Raw genomic sequence first — 21,240 nt, forward strand, 5'->3', positions numbered from 1 at the left:
CTACGACTCGCCTGTCCATAGTTTGACACTCTTAGCTTCACGAAAATAGCACTTCCCGATACAAGAGGCACCATTCCATAAATCAACATGACCAGTTGCATCGCTCCACGCACCTTGAGTATCAAATATAATAATTCCCTTTTTTCCCAAAAACTTTAGTATCGCTGTTCCCTCACTAACTATTTCTGGCGCACCATATTTCTTTGTTAAATATTTTTCCATGTCTTTGACTCGAAATATATACCATAGTTTATCAGAACCAGAAATTGTCTCTCTAGGTATAAATGGAATTGGTGCATCGCTATAGTTGAGTGCGCGGCTAACTCTTAGAGCACATGTATTGTTAAAAGCATCTGGCCAATGTTCATGGTTATATAAAATCCGGCCACCAAGCTCTTTATAAACCTCCTCGGGTAGACCAGTTAAATAATGACCTGACATTTTATGGAATGCTGGCACTCCATTAGTTCTAGAGTTTGAAGAAGCATGTGTAATGGGTTCAGAAAGAGCTATGTCTGCAAGTATAATAATTATACTCATTGCAGCTATTGTCGAAGAAATACTGAAATATCCACTAGGGTCAATATACCTTACTGGATTTGCACTACCATATAGATATTTATTAAGAGTGATCGGTTTTAGGGAGTCTCCTAACCATTGATCTCTCGAAATAAACCTCCCAATATCTTGATTATAGTGTCTAGCCCTGTTATATGAAAGGTCTAATTCGGGTATAAATTGCTCTCCAGAATAGCGATATCGATTCTCTTCACTTTCTAAAATATATGAAATTTGGCCGAAAGCATCAAAATTATATTCATTGATATTGTCACCAACTACGTCACTTATAGCTCTTGTACTTCCCAACCCATCTACATGATAAATACTCTTATCTCCCCCTCGATTCTGAGAAATTAAGTCATTTCCATATATATAGAAAACTTTAATAATTTCATCCGTTGAATATTCCTCCAATACTTGAGCATAGGAGCGATTTGCATCAATTAAAAATCGAGTCACCTCTCCATTCACTATCTGACCAACACGAATACCATCCTCGTTATATTCATTAACTACATCGATCGCACCATCACCGTCGGTATCAGCTCCCACAAGGCGATTATCTGCATTCCAAGCATAGGTAATGGTAGTTCCATCGGTAGTCTTACTCATGGTGTTCCCATTATTGTCATAGGTGTAAGAGGTCACCACGCCATCTAAAGTGGCTCTTAACAGCCGATCGTTATCATCATAGGTATAAATTGTCGTTCCTTCACCACTATCCACCCGACTCAGACGATTCCCAACCGGATCGTAAACATATTCAATTGTGCGGCTCGCTTCCGTTGCTCCAGGGTCAAAGATTGTTTCTTTCGTCAGCCGATACAGCAAGTCGTAACTGTACTCCACTCGCCGTCCATCATGCTCATCCACCGCCAGACGATTCCCAGTGGCATCAAGCGTATAGCGGAAGCTAGCAATCACGCCCTCAGGCCCAGTCGTCTGGATAAAGACCAAACGATTCAGCTCATCATACTCCCGGATTTCCTCAGTCCCGTTCGGAAAGGTCGTGCGTTCTAAATTCCCCACCCCATTATAGAAATAGGTGGTCACACCGCCCTCAGGATCGGTCACGGTCTTCAATCGATTCTGGGCATCAAAGGTATAGGCCGTAGTGCCTGACGGAATCTCAACACTGGTACGATTCCCGGCAATATCGTAACTGTAGGCAATCTTGCGACCATCGGGGTCTTCCCGCTCAATCAGGCGATTTTGTTCATCGTAGCGGTAGGTCGCTGTCCCCCGATTATCCACCACCGTTTCGCGCAGGCCATTGTCGGTGTAGCTATGGGTTTCGTCGTACTCCTCGCCCGGTAAATCCTTAACAATCAGACGGTTCCGCTCATCATAGCTGTACTCGGTCACCTCTCCGTTAAAATCAATGCGTCGAATCTGGTTCCCCACTGCATCATATTCATAGGTCTCCCGCTCACCTAGCGGCAACACCGTGGCAATTCTTCGACCCAAGCGATCGTATTCGTAGCGTGTGGTATTCCCATTCGCATCCGTCTGGGTGATTAAATTCCCCTGCTCATCATAGGTATACACCGTCCGCTGATTCAGCGCATCCACCACCGCTGTGAGACGACCCAGGGCATCATACTCATAGCGAGTCACTACCCCCGCCTGATCAATCCGGGCCACAACTCGACCCGCATCATCGAATTCCGTAGCAGTTCGGGTGCCATCGTCATACTCCTGGGCAATCGGGCGACCCAGATCGTCATAGATAAAGCGAATGACCTGCCCCAGTGCATCCGTTTGCGTGAGCTGTCGTCCCGCCGCATCATAGGCTGTGGTAAACCGAGGATTATCTGTCAAATCTTCAGGGGTTTCATCCGGCAAAATAGTTTCAATTAATCGACCCGCATCATCATAGCGATACTCCGTCCGGTTTCCGCGTGGGTCAATATCCGCCAGTTTACGCCCCGCAGCATCATATTCCATCTGCATCCGAGGATTATCCGCATCCGTGTCAGGTGTTGCATCCGGGTAAATCATTTCCACCTGACGGCCCAGGGCATCGTAGACCATTCGGGTGACTCGCCCCAGTTCATCAATTTCTGAAATCACCTGACCCTTGGCATCATAAACCGTCTGGGTGCGAGGATTATCCGCATCGATATCGGGTGTCGCATCCGGATAAATCGTGGCGACCATCTGACCGCGATCATCGTAGATGTATCTAGTAGAGCGGCCCAGAGCATCAATTTCCTCAACCCGATTCCCCGCTGCATCGTAAATCGTCTCCGTAATATTGCCATCGGCATCAATAGTTTTTATCAGGCGATTTTCCCTGTCATAGACCATTTTCGTGGCAAGAGATCTGAGCGTGCCGTCAGGAAGAGTTTGCACCGTTCTCTCAGCGATTAGATTGTTGTTACGTGGGTCATAAAAATAATTCGTACTCGTACCTACTGCATCCACCTGACTAATAAGATTCCCAACACTGTCATATGCAAAGGTTGTTATACCAGAGGCATCTTCCATTTGAATCAGATTGCCAACCTCATCATATTCAAAGGTGAGCAAGCCGCTTGCTTGACCTTCAATTTTAGTCAAGTTGCCATTTCGATCATATGTATTAGAAATCGTTTGGCCCGTAGGATCTGTAGTAGTCAAAATGTTACCAAACCGATTATAGGTGTATCGTGTCACATTCCCGAGGGCGTCAGTTTCTGTCAGTACATTGCGATCGCCATCATAGGTAAAGGTCATCGTATTGCCCAACGGATCAGCTTCCGTCAGCATGTTGTTCCTGTCATCGTAGGTGCGAATCGTCACCCCACCCAGGGAATCCACTTCTCTGAGGACATTCCCGCGCTCATCGTATTCATAGGTTGTGATATTGCCGAGCTGGTCACTGACCTGCTGGATATCATTGTCGGGGTCATAGATCAACTCAACGGGATTGCCGTCGGCATCAATCATCCGTACCAATCGACCCTGCTCATCGTATTCCGTGCGAATGCCGCTGCGTCCAAGGGGGTCAATGATCTCATCCAGATAATGCAGCCGATCATCGTTGTAATCAAAGCGGGTGGTATTCCCCTCGCGATCGCTCACCGCCACCAAATCACCCAGCGCGTCATACTCGTAGCGGATCCGGTTCCCCTCGGGATCAATCACCGCCGTTACCCGTCCCTGGGCATCGCGCTCAAACAGGACTTCCACACCCGTCGAACTGGTAATACTGCGATCGCTAAAGGTGAGCACATTGCCATTGCGATCCGTGATGGTATCCAGATCCCCAGTCCGCGCATTAATGCGATACACGATGCCTTCCTTTGTGGTCAGGTCGTAGTACCCGCCGAAGCCCACCAGATCGGCTGCAGGATTATAGCGATAGCCACTGGGGCTGTAGTATTCCCCTTGGGCATTGGGTCGGAGCGACACCCCATTGGTTTTCACGCTCAAGGTGTTCGTTGAGTCTTTCTCCGATTCAAAAACTGGTTGGTAAAAGGGAGTCGATACATCAATGCCAGAAATTACATCAAAGACAGAAATTTTTTTAGGCTTGAAAGTAAAGACCTCTCTTTCTCCGCCTGGTAAGGTGATGAAAACCTTATCTCCCTCTCTAAAACCCTTTGACGGAACGTCAATAAACTCTAGAAGTTCATCTTTCCCGATACCAGTTCGTAGATTCACATTGCGGAACTCCATCCGCCATCCGTAGCCAAAATCATCAGTTTCATTGGCCGTCAAACTGTCATAGGTGCGGGTTACCTGAATGGGAATCCCAGTCACCGGAATGGATAGGTCTGTAAACGACAGCCGGAAATTCCCTAACTTCAAATCGCCCTCAATATTCACAATGGCGTCAATGCTTGAGGTTCGACCCCCCAGATCCGTCGCGGCAAGGCGCAGCAAGTAACTATCATTTTGCAGAAGCGTGGGGTCAAGCGTCCCCAAGAGCCCATTATCGACGACGCCAGACCCCCTCGCGATTTCAACAAACTCGCCACCCTCAAGCGGAGCGATCGCCAAGGTATAGGAGAGCAAGTCCGTATCCTGAACGCTGCCCACAATTCCGGTGGGTGCGGTAATCCCGGTTTCCAAGGGAATATCCCCCACGTAGGAAATCAGATTCACCACTGGGAAAGTGGTATCCGTCGGATCAATGACCTGCACCGCCTGATTTTGAGTGCCCACATTTCCAGCGGCATCGATCGCCGAAGCCACCAGTTCAATATTGCCAATCGTATTCAAATCCAGCGTCGCAATCCCTTGGGCATCCAAGGCGATCGCCTCTCCACCGACCGTCAGAGCTAGCGACTCAACCCCGATATTATCCGTGGCCGACACCTTCACCGTGACGCGATCGCCCACATTCACCCGCGATTGATTGACATTAATCGTCACCCGTGGGGCAATGATGTCATTCTGTACCACTAGGTCATAGCGTTGTGACGCGATCGCCCCTCGGCCATCCCGCACTTGAATCTCAATAGGATAGGTGCCAATATCGTTGCTATTAGTCGCCCAAGTAATCCGCCCCCGGTTATCAATCACCATGCCCTCTGGCGCATTCACGAGGCTGTAGGCGATCGCCTCTCTATCGGGGTCAGAGGCTAGAACATCATAGCGGTAGGTCGTCTCGCTAGTCGCCGTACCAATCGGTACAGAGCGAATCACGGGAGCTTGATTAACCTCCGTGACCTGCAACGTATAGTTCTGGATTGAACCCGCTCCGAGTGGGTCATAGGCCGCGACCGTAACCTGCACTGAACCGACTTGTATGGGTTGCCAAGTCAGTAACCCAGAGGTTTCATCCACCGTCATGCCCGTCGGGCCATTGACCAGAGAATAGGTCAGTGGGTCATTATTCGGGTCGATCGCCGTAATTTGATACTGATAACCATTGGCAACATCCGCCCAGAAACCAGGGGTTGAAGTAATCGCTGGAGCCTGATTCACTGCCGCTTGGGTCACAACCAAGGTGTAGGTCTGCTGCCCGACTCCCCCCTGAGTATCCTGAACCAACAGCTCTACCACATGGGAACCTAATTGCCCTGTATTGGGTGTCCAGAGCAGTTCGCCAGTGTTTTCATCAAGCGACATCCCCGCAGGATGTTTGCCTAAGCGATACTTTAAGCGATCGCCCTCTGGATCTTTCGCTTCAACCTGATACCGATAGGGTTGATTGATACCAATTTGAGTCGGCGGCACAGACGTAATGCGGGGAGGCGTATTAGTACCGCGAACTTCTAGGGTGTAGGTTTGGGAGGCACTCGCACCATAGGCATCTAGGACATTGATCTCAACTCGATGACTCCCCACTTGAATAAAGGAAGGTTGCCAGCTCACTACCCCCGATGCAAGGTCTATAATCATTCCCTCAGGGGCTTTCCGAAGTTCCCAAAAGAGAACATCACCATCTGGATCCGTGGCTAACGCTTGGTATTGGTAAGGCCGGGCCACATTGGTAAGCAGTGGTGCTTCTGAGGTAATTTCCGGTGCAAAATTAACCACCTGATTTCGCACATCCAACGTATAGGTTTGCGTATCAACGCCACCTTGCCCATCATTGACCGTGATGGAAATCGGATAAGTTCCAATTTGGTTACGATTAGGCTCCCATGACACAAGTCCAGACGCATCGATCGTCAAGCTTTCTGGGCCTTCTACAATTTCATAGGCAATAGCATCCCCATCGAGATCCTGAACTTTGATCTGATAGAGATACGGTGTATTCACCCGCGTCGCCACCCTCGGCTGAGAGGTAATCACAGGAGCTTGATTCGGTTGTGCTTCAATCACCGATAGACTCAGTACCTGCCGGGATTGGGCTCCTTTATCATCGGTAACCAGTAGCCCAACATCATATTGCCCTAGCTGTTGAGCGCTAGGAGTCCAAGTCAACAGTCCTGAACTGGAATCAATAGTTAGGCCGGTCGGTGCGCCAGGTGCCAAAGAATAGATAACCGGATCTCCCTCTGGATCAATCGCCAAGGACTGATATCTAAACTCTTTACCGACTTGGGCCTGATTGTTGACCAAAATCGAGGTAAAGCTCGCGGCACTGTTGATGGGCAAAAGTGTCAAATCTAGTTCTTGAAGCGCTTGTCCTCCCCGGCCATCGCTCACCCTCAGCAAAGTCTTAAAGCTGACTTGCTCCGGTACGGAGGCACTACGGGCAGGGCCAAGTCGCTCGCGAGTTGCTTCTAGATCAGCGTAGTATTGCTCAACTTGAGCTTGTGTAGGAATCCAAGTGACAATCCCTGTCTCCGTATCTACAGTCATACCCTCGGGGGGCAAAAAGAGATCATAGCGGAGCCGATCGCCATCGGGGTCTGTTGCGCGTGGACGATAGATCACAGTTTCGCCCGCAGAAATAGCTCTCGACTCAAAATTAGTTTGGAAAATTGGGTTTAAATTTTCTGGTGAGCGTTGACCCGCAAGACCAAAGTAATAGGTGAAATATTCCCCATCCAGCGTAATCGGAGCAATGGAAGGACTAATTTCAGGGGCAGTTTGAATCAACCCACTCGGAATGACAGGCCGAACTGTATAGGTCTCAGGAGTTAAATCCTCAAATGAAAATAGATAGGTTGCTCCATCTACGGGTCTGCCTGCCTCATCAAGCTGTGTAACCTGGAAAGGTTCATTTGTATCCAATACCCCATTATTATTCAAATCTAGGTAGACACCAATATCCTCTTTGAGTGGTTCGATCGCATACCTAGGATCAACCCCAGCAAACACTTTAATCAGCGGCTCAATCTCTACAATTTGTTCTGCATTCGGATCAATCTTCTCTAAAGTAGATAAAGTTGAGGCTTCCCCGATGGCAAAGGCAGACAGATTGACACCAGCTTCATTTAACGCCTCGACGACTCGTATTCCCTCTTCAGGATTCCGTAGAAAAGACGTATCATAGCCATCTGACATAAAGATGACATTTGGGTCACCGGGTAATACTTCCGTCAAGGATCGGATTGATTCTAAGGTTCGTGTAAAGTTGTTGGATCCAGAGGGTTCATAGACTTCCAAAATTTCTCGAATATCTGGAATTCCATTATTATCCTGATCCGCGAGAGCAGTTGTATAGGGTTGCAAGCCGGGTGTAACCGGATCCATATCCTGCAATACGGTCAAATCATTATGGGGAATTAAGCCAATGTTGACCTTATTTCCCAGTCCTTGACCAATCAGTGCATCAAGGAGAGTGAAAGAGGCCGCCACTTGTGCATCAAGGACAGTTTTAATCTCAGGATAGGCTTGACTGCCTCGGAATGGGGCTTGAGTACTTCCAGAAACGTCTAGGGCCAATACAAGAGAGGGATTATCCCCTTTGAAGAACTTCGTATCCAGAATTCCATTGCCATTGAGATCATCAAACACAATACCTTGAACTTTTCCAAGTCGGTTAAAGACCTCAACCTGAAATTCCTGGGTGTCAAACCCACCCCGCCCATCATAGGTTTGAACCACAAAATCAACGGAAGTTCCGGGAACGACTCCGTCCTCTGGGAACCAGAGCAATTCGCCAGAATTACTATCTACGAAAGACCCAAGAGGGCCATTAACCAAACGATAGCGAAGTACATCTTGATCGGGATCAATCGCTGCAATTTGATAACGATACACATCTTCGTTGAGCCCAAAAACGGTTTTAGGGTCACTCAGAATAGTTGGATTATTGTTGTTCGGGTCTGGGCCAACCTGAATTGTGTAAACCTGAATGTCACTCGCACCCTGGGGGTCTTCAACTGATAGCTCAACGGCATATTCTGCTACTAAGGAGGCTTCACCCGATGCACCACCTCCAAGCCCAGGGGTCACAATTTCAGCTGGAATTGGGTCATAACCAAAGACACTAAACTCATAACTGTAGGGTTCGGGAACGCCACCCCCAAGAACTAAGAGATAATCCCCTGAGTATTCCAGGGTCACCTCAAAGTCGCGATTAAAGCTGTAGTTGCGAACATCAGAATGTATCCGTTCATTAAATGGATCGTATAAAGCCCAGGTGCCTGCGTCATTGTTAATATCAAAAAACAGGGTCTGTCCTGCCTCTGCTTGAAGTTTGTAGTAAGTGACTTCTTGCCCTGACGCTAACGAACCTTGAACCGGAATTCCAAAGTCAAGCGAGGTACCACTCGATAGCTCAAGCAACTGAAAGTTATAGTCTCTTGCATCAGCCGCATCATTTGAGATGACGAAGTGATACGTTCCGTCTTGAGTTAAATCGAAGGGGCCAGCATCAAAGTTCCCTAAATTCACGCTGTTTAAGAGTTCTTCACCATTGGGAGCAACAAGTTGCGCCCTTATATTCGCGCCAGTAATTCCGTTGAAATAGACGGGAAGCCCTGCTAGACCTTCAAAGGTGTAAACTTTACTGCTCAGCGCTGAGAGCGTACCCGCAGTGGTTCCGCCAATCTCTAGATAATTAACTCCTGGTGATCGCAAGTTAGAGGGAAAGTCCAGTATTTGAAACGCATAGTCTCCCGCCCCACCATAAACTTCAAGGGTGTAATCCCCTGTTTGCTGAAGCAATAACGGCTGGGAATCATTCCTTGGGCTTTGATTATCAAGCAACAGGGTTCCATCCGGATTTCTCAGTCGAACTTGGACAGAATTAAAGGCTGTTGTTTGCCCATCGAAAATAACGCGAGTACCCGCAGAGGCGGATATCGTATAGATTTCGGGATCTCCTCCCGCAAAATTGCCAGAATATAGAGTGTTGAGCCCTTGAGCAGTCACTGGAGGAGGCGTAATATCGGTGACTTGAAACGCATAGCTCGTTGGGAGATCTGCACTGTTCAATATGGCCAGGGTATAGACCCCACTCGACGGCAAGACTACCTGAAAGTCAGGATTGTCTTGGGCAGGAGAAACAATTGCGCGATCGCCCGGATCAAACAAGACCCAATTTGCATCCAACCATTGCACCGCCGCCAGATCAAAGCTCAAAATCGAGCCTTTCTGTCCGGTAAACGTGAAAAACTGATTGGCTTCACCGGGATTAAGTGTGCCGGTATTAGCGCCTCCAAGGCTTAAAGGACTGGCTTCCTCACTTAAGTTCGTGAGCTGGAAGCTAAACTCTCCCAGTTGAAACTCTCGAACTGAGCCAAAGGAAAAGGAGGTGCCATCAATAACCAGGGAATAGGTACCGGACTCATCTAAACGCAGAGGAACTGGACTCGTTTGTGCGGTGTAAACCTGACGTCCTGACGGCGACAGCAGTTGGAAACTAAACTGATCTAGGCCAGATAAGACATTCAAAAAGACCCGCTGATCAGCGATCGCCTCAAAGCGATAAACCTGTACCTCGCCATTTTGGCCAATGTCTCCCGTTTGTTTTGTCCCTAGCTCTAACGCATTGGGGGGCACACTAATATCAGAAATAGTGAGAGAGGCATCGATGCTCGAATCGCCTTGTCCTCCAAGCACTACATAATAGTCACCCCCTTCATCCCATTGAATCCGACGAACACCGCTAAAAGAGGTCGTTCCAATCAAGTCAACCGCATTCCCATCAGCATCAAAGAGTCTGACATCAAAGCCTCCGGTGCTATTGAGCAAATAGCGATCGCCTGCCTCAACCGATACCTTATAAATTTGGGTTTCGCGGTTAGAGGTTCCAAAATTAGCGGGCAGGGGAGTCTCGAATGCTAATGAATCCGCTTGATTCAAATCAAGAATTCTAAAACCATAGTCCCCCGTCACGTCAAATCGAGCATCAAACTTGAAGGTATAGGTTCCCGATTCTTCTAGGGTGTAGATCTCACTCTTATCCCTGGTAAATCCATCGGCAAATCCAGTCACTACCTGACCACTGGGAGAAACGAGGGAAGGAATCAGATAGGGGCTTGTTCCCACTAGCTGATCGATATAGATTTTCTGCCCCACTTCTCCCTCAAAGGTATACCAGTCTTGCTCTCCCGGTACACCGAAAGTTGAAAAGACTGATGTTCCTAGCTCATAGGCTTGAGTTTGCCACTCGGGAGTCAACAGCTTGAAGGTATAGGAGCCATTCGGACTGCCTTGACCTCGAATCAGCAGATAATAATCCCCCGCATCAAGCACAGTCTCAGATAAGTCAATATCTCCTAGGCTTCCCTCTGAAAGCAAATTACCTGATGAATCGTACAAATAATAACCAGAAGAAAAGCCTGTCACAGGATCTACAGTTCCATCAACAAACAAGCGGGTCTGATCAAGAACAGAGAATCGATATACCGAATCATCAAAACCTTCAACGCCAAAGCTACTAGAAATGGTTTCTCCAATGGCAATGGACTGAGCCGCTGCAAAGTCTAGAATTCTAAACTGATAAGAACTCGTCTGATCCCCTCGAGGATTCACTTCAACAATAAACTCGCCCGATTCATCTAAAACTACAACCAGAGGTTTTTGGGGTTCGTTCCCGAAGAAAAATTCCTGCCCAAGAATTCGAGCCTCTTCATAGGCTTCAACAGTAGTCGGCGCACGAAGGGCAATATAAATGCCGCTGTTTGAGGAATACAGACCATCTAAGCTGATGATTTGTCCCGGATCTCCCCTAAATCGATAAAAGTCAACTTCACCCGGTTCATCAATTGAGCTTTGAAGGGTTTCTCCAATCACGTAATCTTCAAGCACATAATCTGGAGTGACTAAATCGATGTTGTAATCAACAGAGCCACCCCGTCCCAAAATAGTCAGAACGTATTCACCCGTTGCGGGGAGAACAATGTCAAAATCACGATCTAAAAGCTGGCTAAAAAGTTCATTCCCAGCAGGAGAGTAAAGGGCATATCGATCCGAGATGGATCCTTGTTTCAGATCAAAATAAACCCGTTGATCGGCTAGGCCATTGAAGCGATAGACCTGAGCCTCTTCGTTAGATAGGGCAAAGCTTCCAGCAAGAGTCGTATCCAACGCAACCAGATCTGAAGCGGCCACATCCAAAATCTGGAAACTATAGGTACTATTAAACTCACCCGCAGCATCGATCACAAGCTCATAGAGGCCATTTTCATGGAGCGTGATTAAACCAGGGTCTTGGTTAAAAGAGCCATTGTCATTCGCGAAGTCTAAGTTTGCGATTTGCTTGCCACTTGGTGAATAGAGAGTTGCTAAGAGTTGGAATTGTGAATTCAGCGCCGAGAGAGCATCCAGGAGGATTTGCTGATTTTCTGCTCCGACAAAACGGTAGGTATTCGTCTGTCCCGCTTCAGAAATTGCGCCATTAATGACGGTATTGAGGGAAATAGTTTCGGTTAAATCTTCCGGCGTAACGAGCTGTATTTCATAGTCATTATTCGAATCCCCATTTCCTGATAATTCCAAAACATACTGACCCGTACTTGGTAATGTCAGCTCTCCATCCCGGATTAAATCTTCCGTTAAAATTCTCTGGCCATCCGGTGTGTACAACGCATATTTATTACCGGAACGATTACCGATATTAGTTCCACCCACAAACCGATCAATATAAAGTTTCTGGCCTGCTTGACCATTAAAGGCATAGAAATTCGTCTCTCGTTGACTGACTCCAAAGTCCCCTGTAATCAACGTATCGACCGTAGTGGCGATCGCCACATCGTCCACATCCAGGAGTCTAAATTGAGCCGTTGTCGGCTGGCTATTCGCAGAATCAATCAGCAAATAATGGGTGCCCGTATATCGCAACGTTTGGATACCGAAATTAGCGGAGCTGTTGCTGCTCGCAATCTCTCTACCAAAGGCATCAATGAGCCGAGCCGTAACCCCAACATCACTGGTATCTAATCCATCCAAGAATATTCTTTGACCCAGGGTTCCCGAAAACTGGAAGACTTTCGTCTCGTTAGTCTCTAAAGCCTGAGCGATTGGGGTATTCAGTGCCATATCGCTGGCAACGCTCTCTAAGTCAAGTACCTGAATTTGATAAGTGACTGGATCGCTAGAAAAGAAGCTTTCAACCCTAAGACTGTAATCTCCTGTTTTGGTCAGCAAAACCAGGTCACTGCCTGAGCCAAAGCCTGATAACCCACCAACACGTTGCCCATCTGGATCCGTCAAATCAACACGAGTTCCAGATGAAAACAGTCCATCTAAATAAATTAACTGTCCAGCATTGGCGGCCAGAGAGATTGTTGTACTCTCTCTAACCGGTAGCGATCCTTCGTAAACTTGATTGAGGCCCAGGCTAGGAACAAGGGCAGGGCTGATATCCAATATCTCAAGCTGGTAGGTTGTCTCCGTCTCGGCATCATTTTGTACCGTTAGCAAATACTCACCGTTCATCTGAAGCGGCGTCGATGAACTTTGATTTAATGCCGCAGCTAAAATTTGGCTCCCATCAGGAGCATATAGCGTCCAGCGTCCAGTGTTACTTCCGACCAAACTACTGAGGCTCAGCGTTGTTCCCTCAACCCCTTCAAAGGTATATAGCCGAGTTTCTTTGGCGCTCAAGGTATCAGAAAGACGATCTCCCACCTGAACATCTAGGCTTTGACTGCGAACAGCAAATTGATAGTTCCCCGTAGTTGCATCAAAGCCATCCACCGTTAGTGCATACACCCCATCCTCCGGCAACCAAAGGGCGCTACTGCTGTTGCCAAGATTTCCCTGAGAGATGAAATTGCCAGAGGAATTTTTCACGCTAAACGAAAAACTGGTAGTCCCTTGCAGGGCATCCAACACCAAGGTTTGCCCCTGGCTACCTACAAACTGATAGGTGTCTTGTTCCCCCGCAACCGAAATCGAGCCTGAAACTGTCTCGTCCAGATTAATGGTGCTACTACTATCCTGACTGATCACAAGCTGAAGGCTGAACTCAACCGGGGTGTTCTCTTCTCCTTGAATAGCGACGAAATAGGTGCCCGTTGCTCCTAACACCACTTCCCGATCAGAATTTCCATTGAAGGAATTGGTCGTATCTGCTAACAGATTCGAGTCTGGCCCCCACAAGCGAGTATAGACAAAATTACTACCATCTTGACGATCTAAATAGACGCGATCGCCCTCATTGCCATCAAACTGATAAACTCGAATGGCACGACCAGGATCGAGGGATGCATTCACCACCGTTCCTGGAACAATGGGCTCAGCATTTGAGACATCCAATATTTGGAACCCATAGCTGCCCGTCCCACCTCCGAACCCATCCAAGAAAACTTCGTAGGTACCCGCTTCGGGGAGATATACAAAATTGAGATTGAATCCTCCCTCATCACGTGCTTCCACTGCACTCACAAGTTCCTGGCCACTGGGGGAAATCAGCGACACTCGATGATTGCTCGACTGAAGAATATCTAGCAAAATCTGCTGCCCTTGATTTGCCTCAAAGGTGAACCGATCCTGCTCCCCTTTTTCACGAATTTCGCCAAAGGTCGGTGTATTGAATGCCAAAGGCTGGGAGCTAATCTCGGGCGTAACCAAGGTAAAAGAGTAGTCAATCGATTGTTGATCACGATTACTAATCGCCAAGGTATAGGTATCTGTTTTGTCAATCACCCATTCAATCGCTTGCCCCGCAGAGTTTCGTGCAACCTCCCGATTACCAGAGTCGTATACTGCTACCGTTGTACTAAACCAGACTGCGCCCGTGCTTTGAGAATCAATAAAAATCCGTTGTCCTTCATTGGCTTGGAATTGATACAGATGACTGCTGGCATCATCCAGGCTCAGCGTTCCAGAATAGGTCGTATCTAACTCAGCCGGAGTGGCTAAGCCTAGATCTCGGAGGCTAAAGGCATAATCTCCAACGCGATCGCCATTGCCATCAATCTGGATACGATACTCACCCTCTTCCAAAAGTGTGACAGGGCCAGCTTCGGTATCCAACCAAAATGCCCGATCGAAATATTGGCGATCGCTGGGGCCAAATAGTCTGACTCGGATGTTGCCATCATTAATGGTATTGAGCCGATCCAAATACACCCGCTGTCCAACAACACCTGCAAAGGTGTAGAAATCTTCTTCTCCAGGCTCGCTAATCGTCCCGGAAATCACCTGGGGGTCTAAATTGCTACCCAATATCATCGGTGCGCTCGTTTCATCGGGGGTCACGATTTCAAGGCTGTACTCTAAAAGCTCACCAAAGGTTCCTCGCCCTCGAACGGCCAAAATATACTCCCCATCAGTGGGCAAATACAGCTCTAGGTCATTCATCGAAAAATCTTGAGCCACAATTTGATTCCCGGTGCCAAAGAGAACCCAATTTGCAAAAAAACCGCTGTTGCTCAACTGATCCAGGAAAATCTTTTGCCCTGTAAACCCTGTAAAGCGGAACAAATCATCATCGGTGCCTGGAGAAAGCCGATCCACAACCGCCTGGTCTAGGTCTGCTTCCGGCAGGAGGGATGGGTCAATCAAACTAAATCCATACTGACCCGTCTGAGCGCCATTACCATCCACAACAACGGTGTAATTTCCATTCTCTGTTAACGTGAAAAGTCCATCTCTAACATTAACGAGCTTGCCACTGGGCGCAAAAATCTGGATGGAGAGACCGTTAAACTCCCGCAGCAGATCTAAATAGAGCTTTTGGCCCACCGCCCCGCTAAAGACAAACTCCTCGCGATCGCCCGGTAAACTGATTTGACTCAACACCGTATCCCCAATGGCGAGAGTTGGCCCCGGTGTCCAGTCCACCTGTCCTGTGATTGGATCAATCTGAAATCCTTCCGGCCCACGAATCACGGAGTAGATCAAGGCATCTTGATCCGGGTCAATCGCGTCCGCATCATACTGATAGGGTTGATTAATTTGGGCATCGACCACTGGAATAGAGGTGAAAAGGGGCGGACGATTGGGCGGTGGCGCAATCACATTGAGCGTGTAGCTTTGCTCCGTGAGACCCCCTCGGCCATCATTGACCACCACAGTCACCCGATGACTGGCAATATTGTCGGTCGTGGTCTGCCACTCAATCTGCCCCGTGACGGCATCAATCACCATGCCCTCAGGGGCGACCTGGAGTGCATAGGTCAGGGGGTCGAGATCCGGATCAACCGCATTGACATCGTAGCGGTAGGGCAATCCCCCGATGACCTCCAACCCTGGCTCAGACTCAATCACCGGCACTTGATTTCCTTGAGCCAAAATCTCGACTTCGTAGGTAAATTGCTCACCCGTGGGATTTAAGAAGGTGATCGTGCGAGCCGCGCTCATTTCACCTGGATTCAGTTTTTCAGCTTCAAGCTGATCGGTGATATCAAAATAAGGAAAACCCTCTGGCGTAAAGCCATCCGCATTCGCCACTTGAACCGCTGGATCACTAAGACCACGAATCACCAAGACAAGCGGCCCACTCCATCCCTCGTTGCCAATATTCTCTAAGGAGATGTCCGTTGATAAAACTTGCGTCTCTTGATTAAACGACGTCGCAAAATAGTTGACCTGGGCACTATTGGCCACAGACCCTAATTGACGGAAGTTAATCTCGCGATCGCTCCGTCGGAAGTCCACCGATGGAACGGCTGACCCGTTGCCCAGCCCTGGTTCTGCGACAAAGGTAAAGTCACGGATTAAAACCGTCGTTTCAGTATCGTCATCATTATTAACCAGCCGGAAAATAAGGCGAGCATTGGTACCAGGCTCAATACCAGACACATCTACCTGTACCGTCTGATTATCCTGGGTCACACCCGGTGCAAGCTGGGGTAGCTCATCTTCCGTTACGTTGAAAAACGCATCTTTCCCGCTGCCGACAGTTTGAACTAAGGAACGACCCGATTCATCTACCAGGGCGACTTCAAAGGCATCATTAATAAAATCAGGATCGGTGGGGTCAAAGTTGAGGTTGGCAAACCGAACTACTAAGCGAGACGGTTCAACGGGAATCACAACCGATTCCTCGTAAACCACCTCAAAAAATTGTTCCTCAACGAGGGTTACACCCGTGATTTCCTCAACCACGACAGACAGGGTCGCCGTTTGTGTTTGCGCCCCGCCTTCACCGCTATTCCCCAAGTCATTGGCGATGAGGGTAAGGGTATCCGTCTCCGAAAAGCCTGGATTGGAACGATAGGTCAGACTCGCCAAACTCTGATTAATAGCCGCCAAATTGCCCGTAAAGACCAGGGTCGGACTGGCTTCACCCGTGCCTGACTCAAAGGAGAGTCCGTCCCGCTGCGGCAAATGAAGAATGCCGTTGACCGCTGATACCGTCACCTGAATCTCATTCTCTCCGGCATCAATGTCCGTTAGTTGCACTCCCCGAATCACCGTCTCCGTTTCTGGGTCAGCCGATTGGAATCCGGGCACTGTCCATTGGGGGGCGTCATTAACAGGCGTAATCTCCAGCGTAATTTGCTGTTGCGCGATCCCCCCCTGACCATCCCTCACTTCATAGGCAAAAATTCCCGCCGATCCATTGGCATTCGCCACTGGCACAAAGGTCAGTTGCGTCAAGTCTTCGATAGTTAGGGCTTGGTCAAGGGCCAAGGGTGATCCATTCAGCCAGACCGCACCCCGCTGGATATCGGGAACGCTCAAGATCCGCAGACTCAACTCATCTCCATCTAGATCCTGGGGAGGCGCAATAGCCAAGGGGGTTGCCGGGCTATCTTCTAAGACAGTGAGGGTCTTATTGGCCTCCACGGTAGGTGGGGTATTGGCCCCCATCACGACAATCTCAATCGTGTCTTCAACAATCTGCTCCCCGCCAGATCCCGTCTGACCCAAATCGCTGACCACAATCGTCAAAATATCATTGCCGACCAAATCAGGACGGCTCTGATAGCTTAGACTCGCCAGGGCTTGATTCATGGCAATCAATGGCCCTGTCAGAGTCAGACTAGCACTATTGGCATCCCCTTCAACCGTCACGAAACTGGTATCGATCGATAATGTTCCCCCTGGAGCCGATAGCCTCACTTGGATCGGATTGTTCCCTGCATCAATGTCGGCAACCCCAAGATTAGGAATTGATAGTGGTTGATTCCGATTGGTCTCTAATACACTCGGCGCAGTAATGACCGGAGCATCATTGACCGGAGATATTTCAATCGTGATACTTTGCGATGCAATCCCCCCTTGACCATCTTCCACGGTGTAGCGGAATCGCCCTGCTGAACCAAAGGCATTGGCCTCCGGCACAAACTGTAAACCGGGCAGATCGGAGACCCCTAAGGCATCGCCTAACCCTACGACCGTTCCATCGGCTTTCTGGATCACCCCTTGGGTCGGCAACTCTTCCAGGATGACGCTCAAGGAATCACCATCTCGATCTTGAGGGAGGGGGATTCCCAGATCATTGACTCCACTGTCTTCCTGCACCATTAGGACGGTATCTGGGCCGACCTCGGGCGCAATATTAATGCTGCGTACCTGAATTTCAAGGATCAGGCGATCGCTTAAGGGGCCACCGGTTCCGGTATTGCCCTGATCATCTACCACCACCTCAACCCTCGCCAATCCCTCAAAATTGACGGGACTGAGATAGGTCAGGCCAGCTAAGGCGGTATTGAGCGATGGGAGCGTCCCAGTTAAAACTAAAGCTGTTGCGGTGGACTCAGGGGCTAACACCACGCCGGTGGTTGTCGGGAGGCTCAGTTCCCCCTGCTCCACTGTCACCTCAACCCGTATTTCTCCTTCCTCGGCATCAATATCGCTGATGCTAACCGGAATTTCTAGGGGGCTAGCCTCATCCACGGAGAGGTTCTCTGGCCCACTCAAGATGGGGGCATCATTTTGAGCAACAACCGTTATATCAACCGCTGCACTGGCTTCGCCGACTGACCCCTCTCCTTGATTACCCAAGTCATTCACTTGGATATTGAGCACATCCCCTCCAGCATAGTTCTCCCCAGGGGTATACACCACAGCCCCCAGCGCTTGATTCAATGCCACTAAGGTGCCCTGGAAGACCAGTTGGCGATCGCCCGTGCCGCTGCCTGCCGTGAACGTCAGTCCCTCTAGGGCCGCGAGGGAAACAGTCCCTTGGTCCACCGCAAGACGCACCTCTAACACGCCATCTCCAGCATCTACATCGGAGACCTGAATCGCAGGGAGGGTTAGCGTTTCATCTTCACCCACCGATTGACCCACCGGCACCGTCAGCACCGGTGCATCATTGACTGGGGTCACCACCAAAGCAACAGATTGGGTGGCTGTCAGTCCTTCCCCATTCGCTCCAGACTGGTCATTTACCCATATCTCTAGACGGTCGGTGCCATTAAAATTAAGCTTGGGTTGATAGCTCAGCGTTGCGATCGCCTGATTAATCGCGGCAAGCGTTCCTGTAAACTCAAGGACAGAATTGTTTGAACCGGTTCCTGGCGCAACCTGAAGTCCGCTGGTATCGGTGAGGTTCAATTGTCCTTGACCCACCGAAATCTTCACCCACAGATCTGTTGCACCGGCATCGGGGTCGGCAAACGTGATGCCAGATATTTGTAATTCGTTATCCTCCGGGGTCGTCAGGGCTTCCGGTGCAGAAATGTCTGGCGGCTGGAAAATAGGTAAGCGTTCAAAGGTTCGCTCAAAGCTACTGCGATTTCCGGCAGCATCCACCGCTTCGGCGCTAAATTCATTAAGACCCAACGCGAGGTTCAGTTCAAAGAAGGTAAAGGCACCATTTTCATCAGCGGTTACCGTCTTACCCCCAGGACTCAAACTCACCTGGGCGAAAGGTTCAGTTGTGCCGGTGAGCGTCACCGTCTCCAGGGTGGTTTTCTGATCCCCTAACGGATCACTATCTGATGCCGGCAGCAAATCAAAACTGGGTACCGCAACCGTGGTGTCTAACACAAAGGAAAGGGCATCAATCACCGGCTCAGCGGGCAGATCTAACTCCACTTTCACCACGACATCGGTAAAATCTTTGTCCCCTCCGTTCGTTAAATCCTCGAACCGAAACAAATTCGGTTCACTGGGATCCACCTGCATGTGATCAAACCCGTCTGGATTCGCAGCTTGAAAAGAGAAGAAAGCCTTTGGTTTCTGTTTTAACTGGTTCTTCGGATTCTTCTCTAAAAACCGCTCCGTAGTGTCATTTTGGACAATGTAGTATCCCACATAGCGACCTGCAGGGAGATCTAGTTCCTGAACCGCGCCTTCCCCTAGCCCACTTTTGAAAATAATTTGGCGGCTAGGATGGGATAGCGCGGCGGCGGCATACCCGCGATCCCCTGGCTTGAGATCACCAATCCGCCCCTCAGCATCATCAACGATAAACAATCCCAGCTCATTGTTGAAGCCTGCATCTCGCTCAACCCAGCTAAACCGAGCCTTAACGGTTTCGCCTTCACCCGCGGGTAACTGAAAAACTTCAGCCTCGAGATCTGCAAAGCCGTTAAAGGAATGGGGATTCTCTTTGTGATAGCTGTGGTTACCGAAAATATCGGTGGCAATAAAGTGAATCGTATAGGGGCCATCCGGTAGTGTCCCCCCATTCATATCCTCCAGCACGGCTCGATTCAGCTCAAAACTTCCATCGGGCTGCAGGTAAGTGGAAATATCCACATAATCAGAAAGCGGCTGGTCGCCGATCGCTGCTTTAAACTCCTTGATCGGACTGCTGTCTCGAACCTGACCCCGAATCGTCGGATCGTAGGTGAGCCGATCCTCATTCGTTCCCACCGGCGCAGTATCGTTGGCTAGTCTGGCTTCAATGATTGGCGGATCGTTCTCAGACAAGACCCAATCACACAGGTCATTGATTTCTGCCCCACTCAAAGCCCGGTCATACACTCGAACATCCGCAATCACCCCTGCCAAGCCCCGGTTTCCGCCACCAAATCCTTTCTTGTCGTGGAATCGAGTGCTTTGATAGGCGCGACCAATGCCAATACCATCATGATGGAAACGTAGCGCAGTCCCGACCCCCTCTCCAAACTGTTGCCCATCCAGGTATGCCGAAAACGCCCCTGCCTGCGGGTGTTTTCCTGGATCAGCATCCAACACTAACACCACATGATGCCACTGATTCGCCTCAACCTGATTCGTTGACAGAAAAGTGCCAGACCAGTTTGCGTGTTTCCGATCCCACCCCCCCGCGTAAAGACGGCCTTCATCCAGGTAGATATTCAGCCCTCCCTGGGGTCCACCTTCTTCATAAATGACTTGCTTCTTACCCTTTGTGGGGTCATCCGCCTTAAACCAAACCGCGACGGTTCGCTTAGCCTGAAGACTCGTCTTCGGCTGGCCTTTAATGGCGATCAGATCATTGATGCCGTCAAAACGAACCCCTCCCCCTAGGACGGACTCATCCAGTGAAACAAATGACGCACCATGTTTGAGAAATCCTTTATTGTTGCCCCCCAACGGCGCACTATCTTTGGCAATTTTTCCGCCAGGCTCGTCCAAATTCAAGTGGATCAACAAGCCCGACTGCGAGGTTTCAAGAGAGGATTGATCCCATTGAAATTTCTCCGATCTCCCTCCCAGTTGAAAACCCTCTCCAAAACCAGTTAGGGGATCTACCGCGGAAGACGTTTGGGGAACTGAATAATCGGTGGGTGAGAATAATCGGCGTTCCTCCGCCCCCCCTCTTCCCTCAGCATAAAATTCGTTTAACCTCAGGGCATCCCCTGGGGAGGACTCGATGCCATAGGTGAGATCTGAAGACGCTGGAGCGGTTCGACGTCCACCCATACCTTCAATCAGATCTAACAGGCCATTCGCTGAGTCATCCTCTAACAAAGGAATTAAAGCGCCTGGCAACAGTCCAGAGCTTGAAATCAGGGAGCCACCTAGGAAATCCTTGTTGGAAGTCATATTTGTTTTTGATTGCGGGGGGAAGGGGGAGTTAAGGCGCGA

The 21,240-nt window shown here is 49.3% G+C and carries 1 protein-coding gene; it reads right to left on the reverse strand.

Features of this window, described 5'->3' with window-relative positions; genetic code table 11:
- On the reverse strand, positions 1 to 21,198 hold the full coding sequence (locus QQ91_RS02715; RefSeq protein ID WP_201277287.1) for a T6SS effector amidase Tae4 family protein: 21,198 nt from the start codon (positions 21,196 to 21,198) through the stop codon (positions 1 to 3).
- Positions 21,199 to 21,240: the final 42 nt, after the last annotated feature.

Origin of the sequence: Lyngbya confervoides BDU141951, assembly GCF_000817775.3 — a bacterium.
GTDB lineage: Bacteria > Cyanobacteriota > Cyanobacteriia > Thermosynechococcales > Thermosynechococcaceae > Lyngbya > Lyngbya confervoides.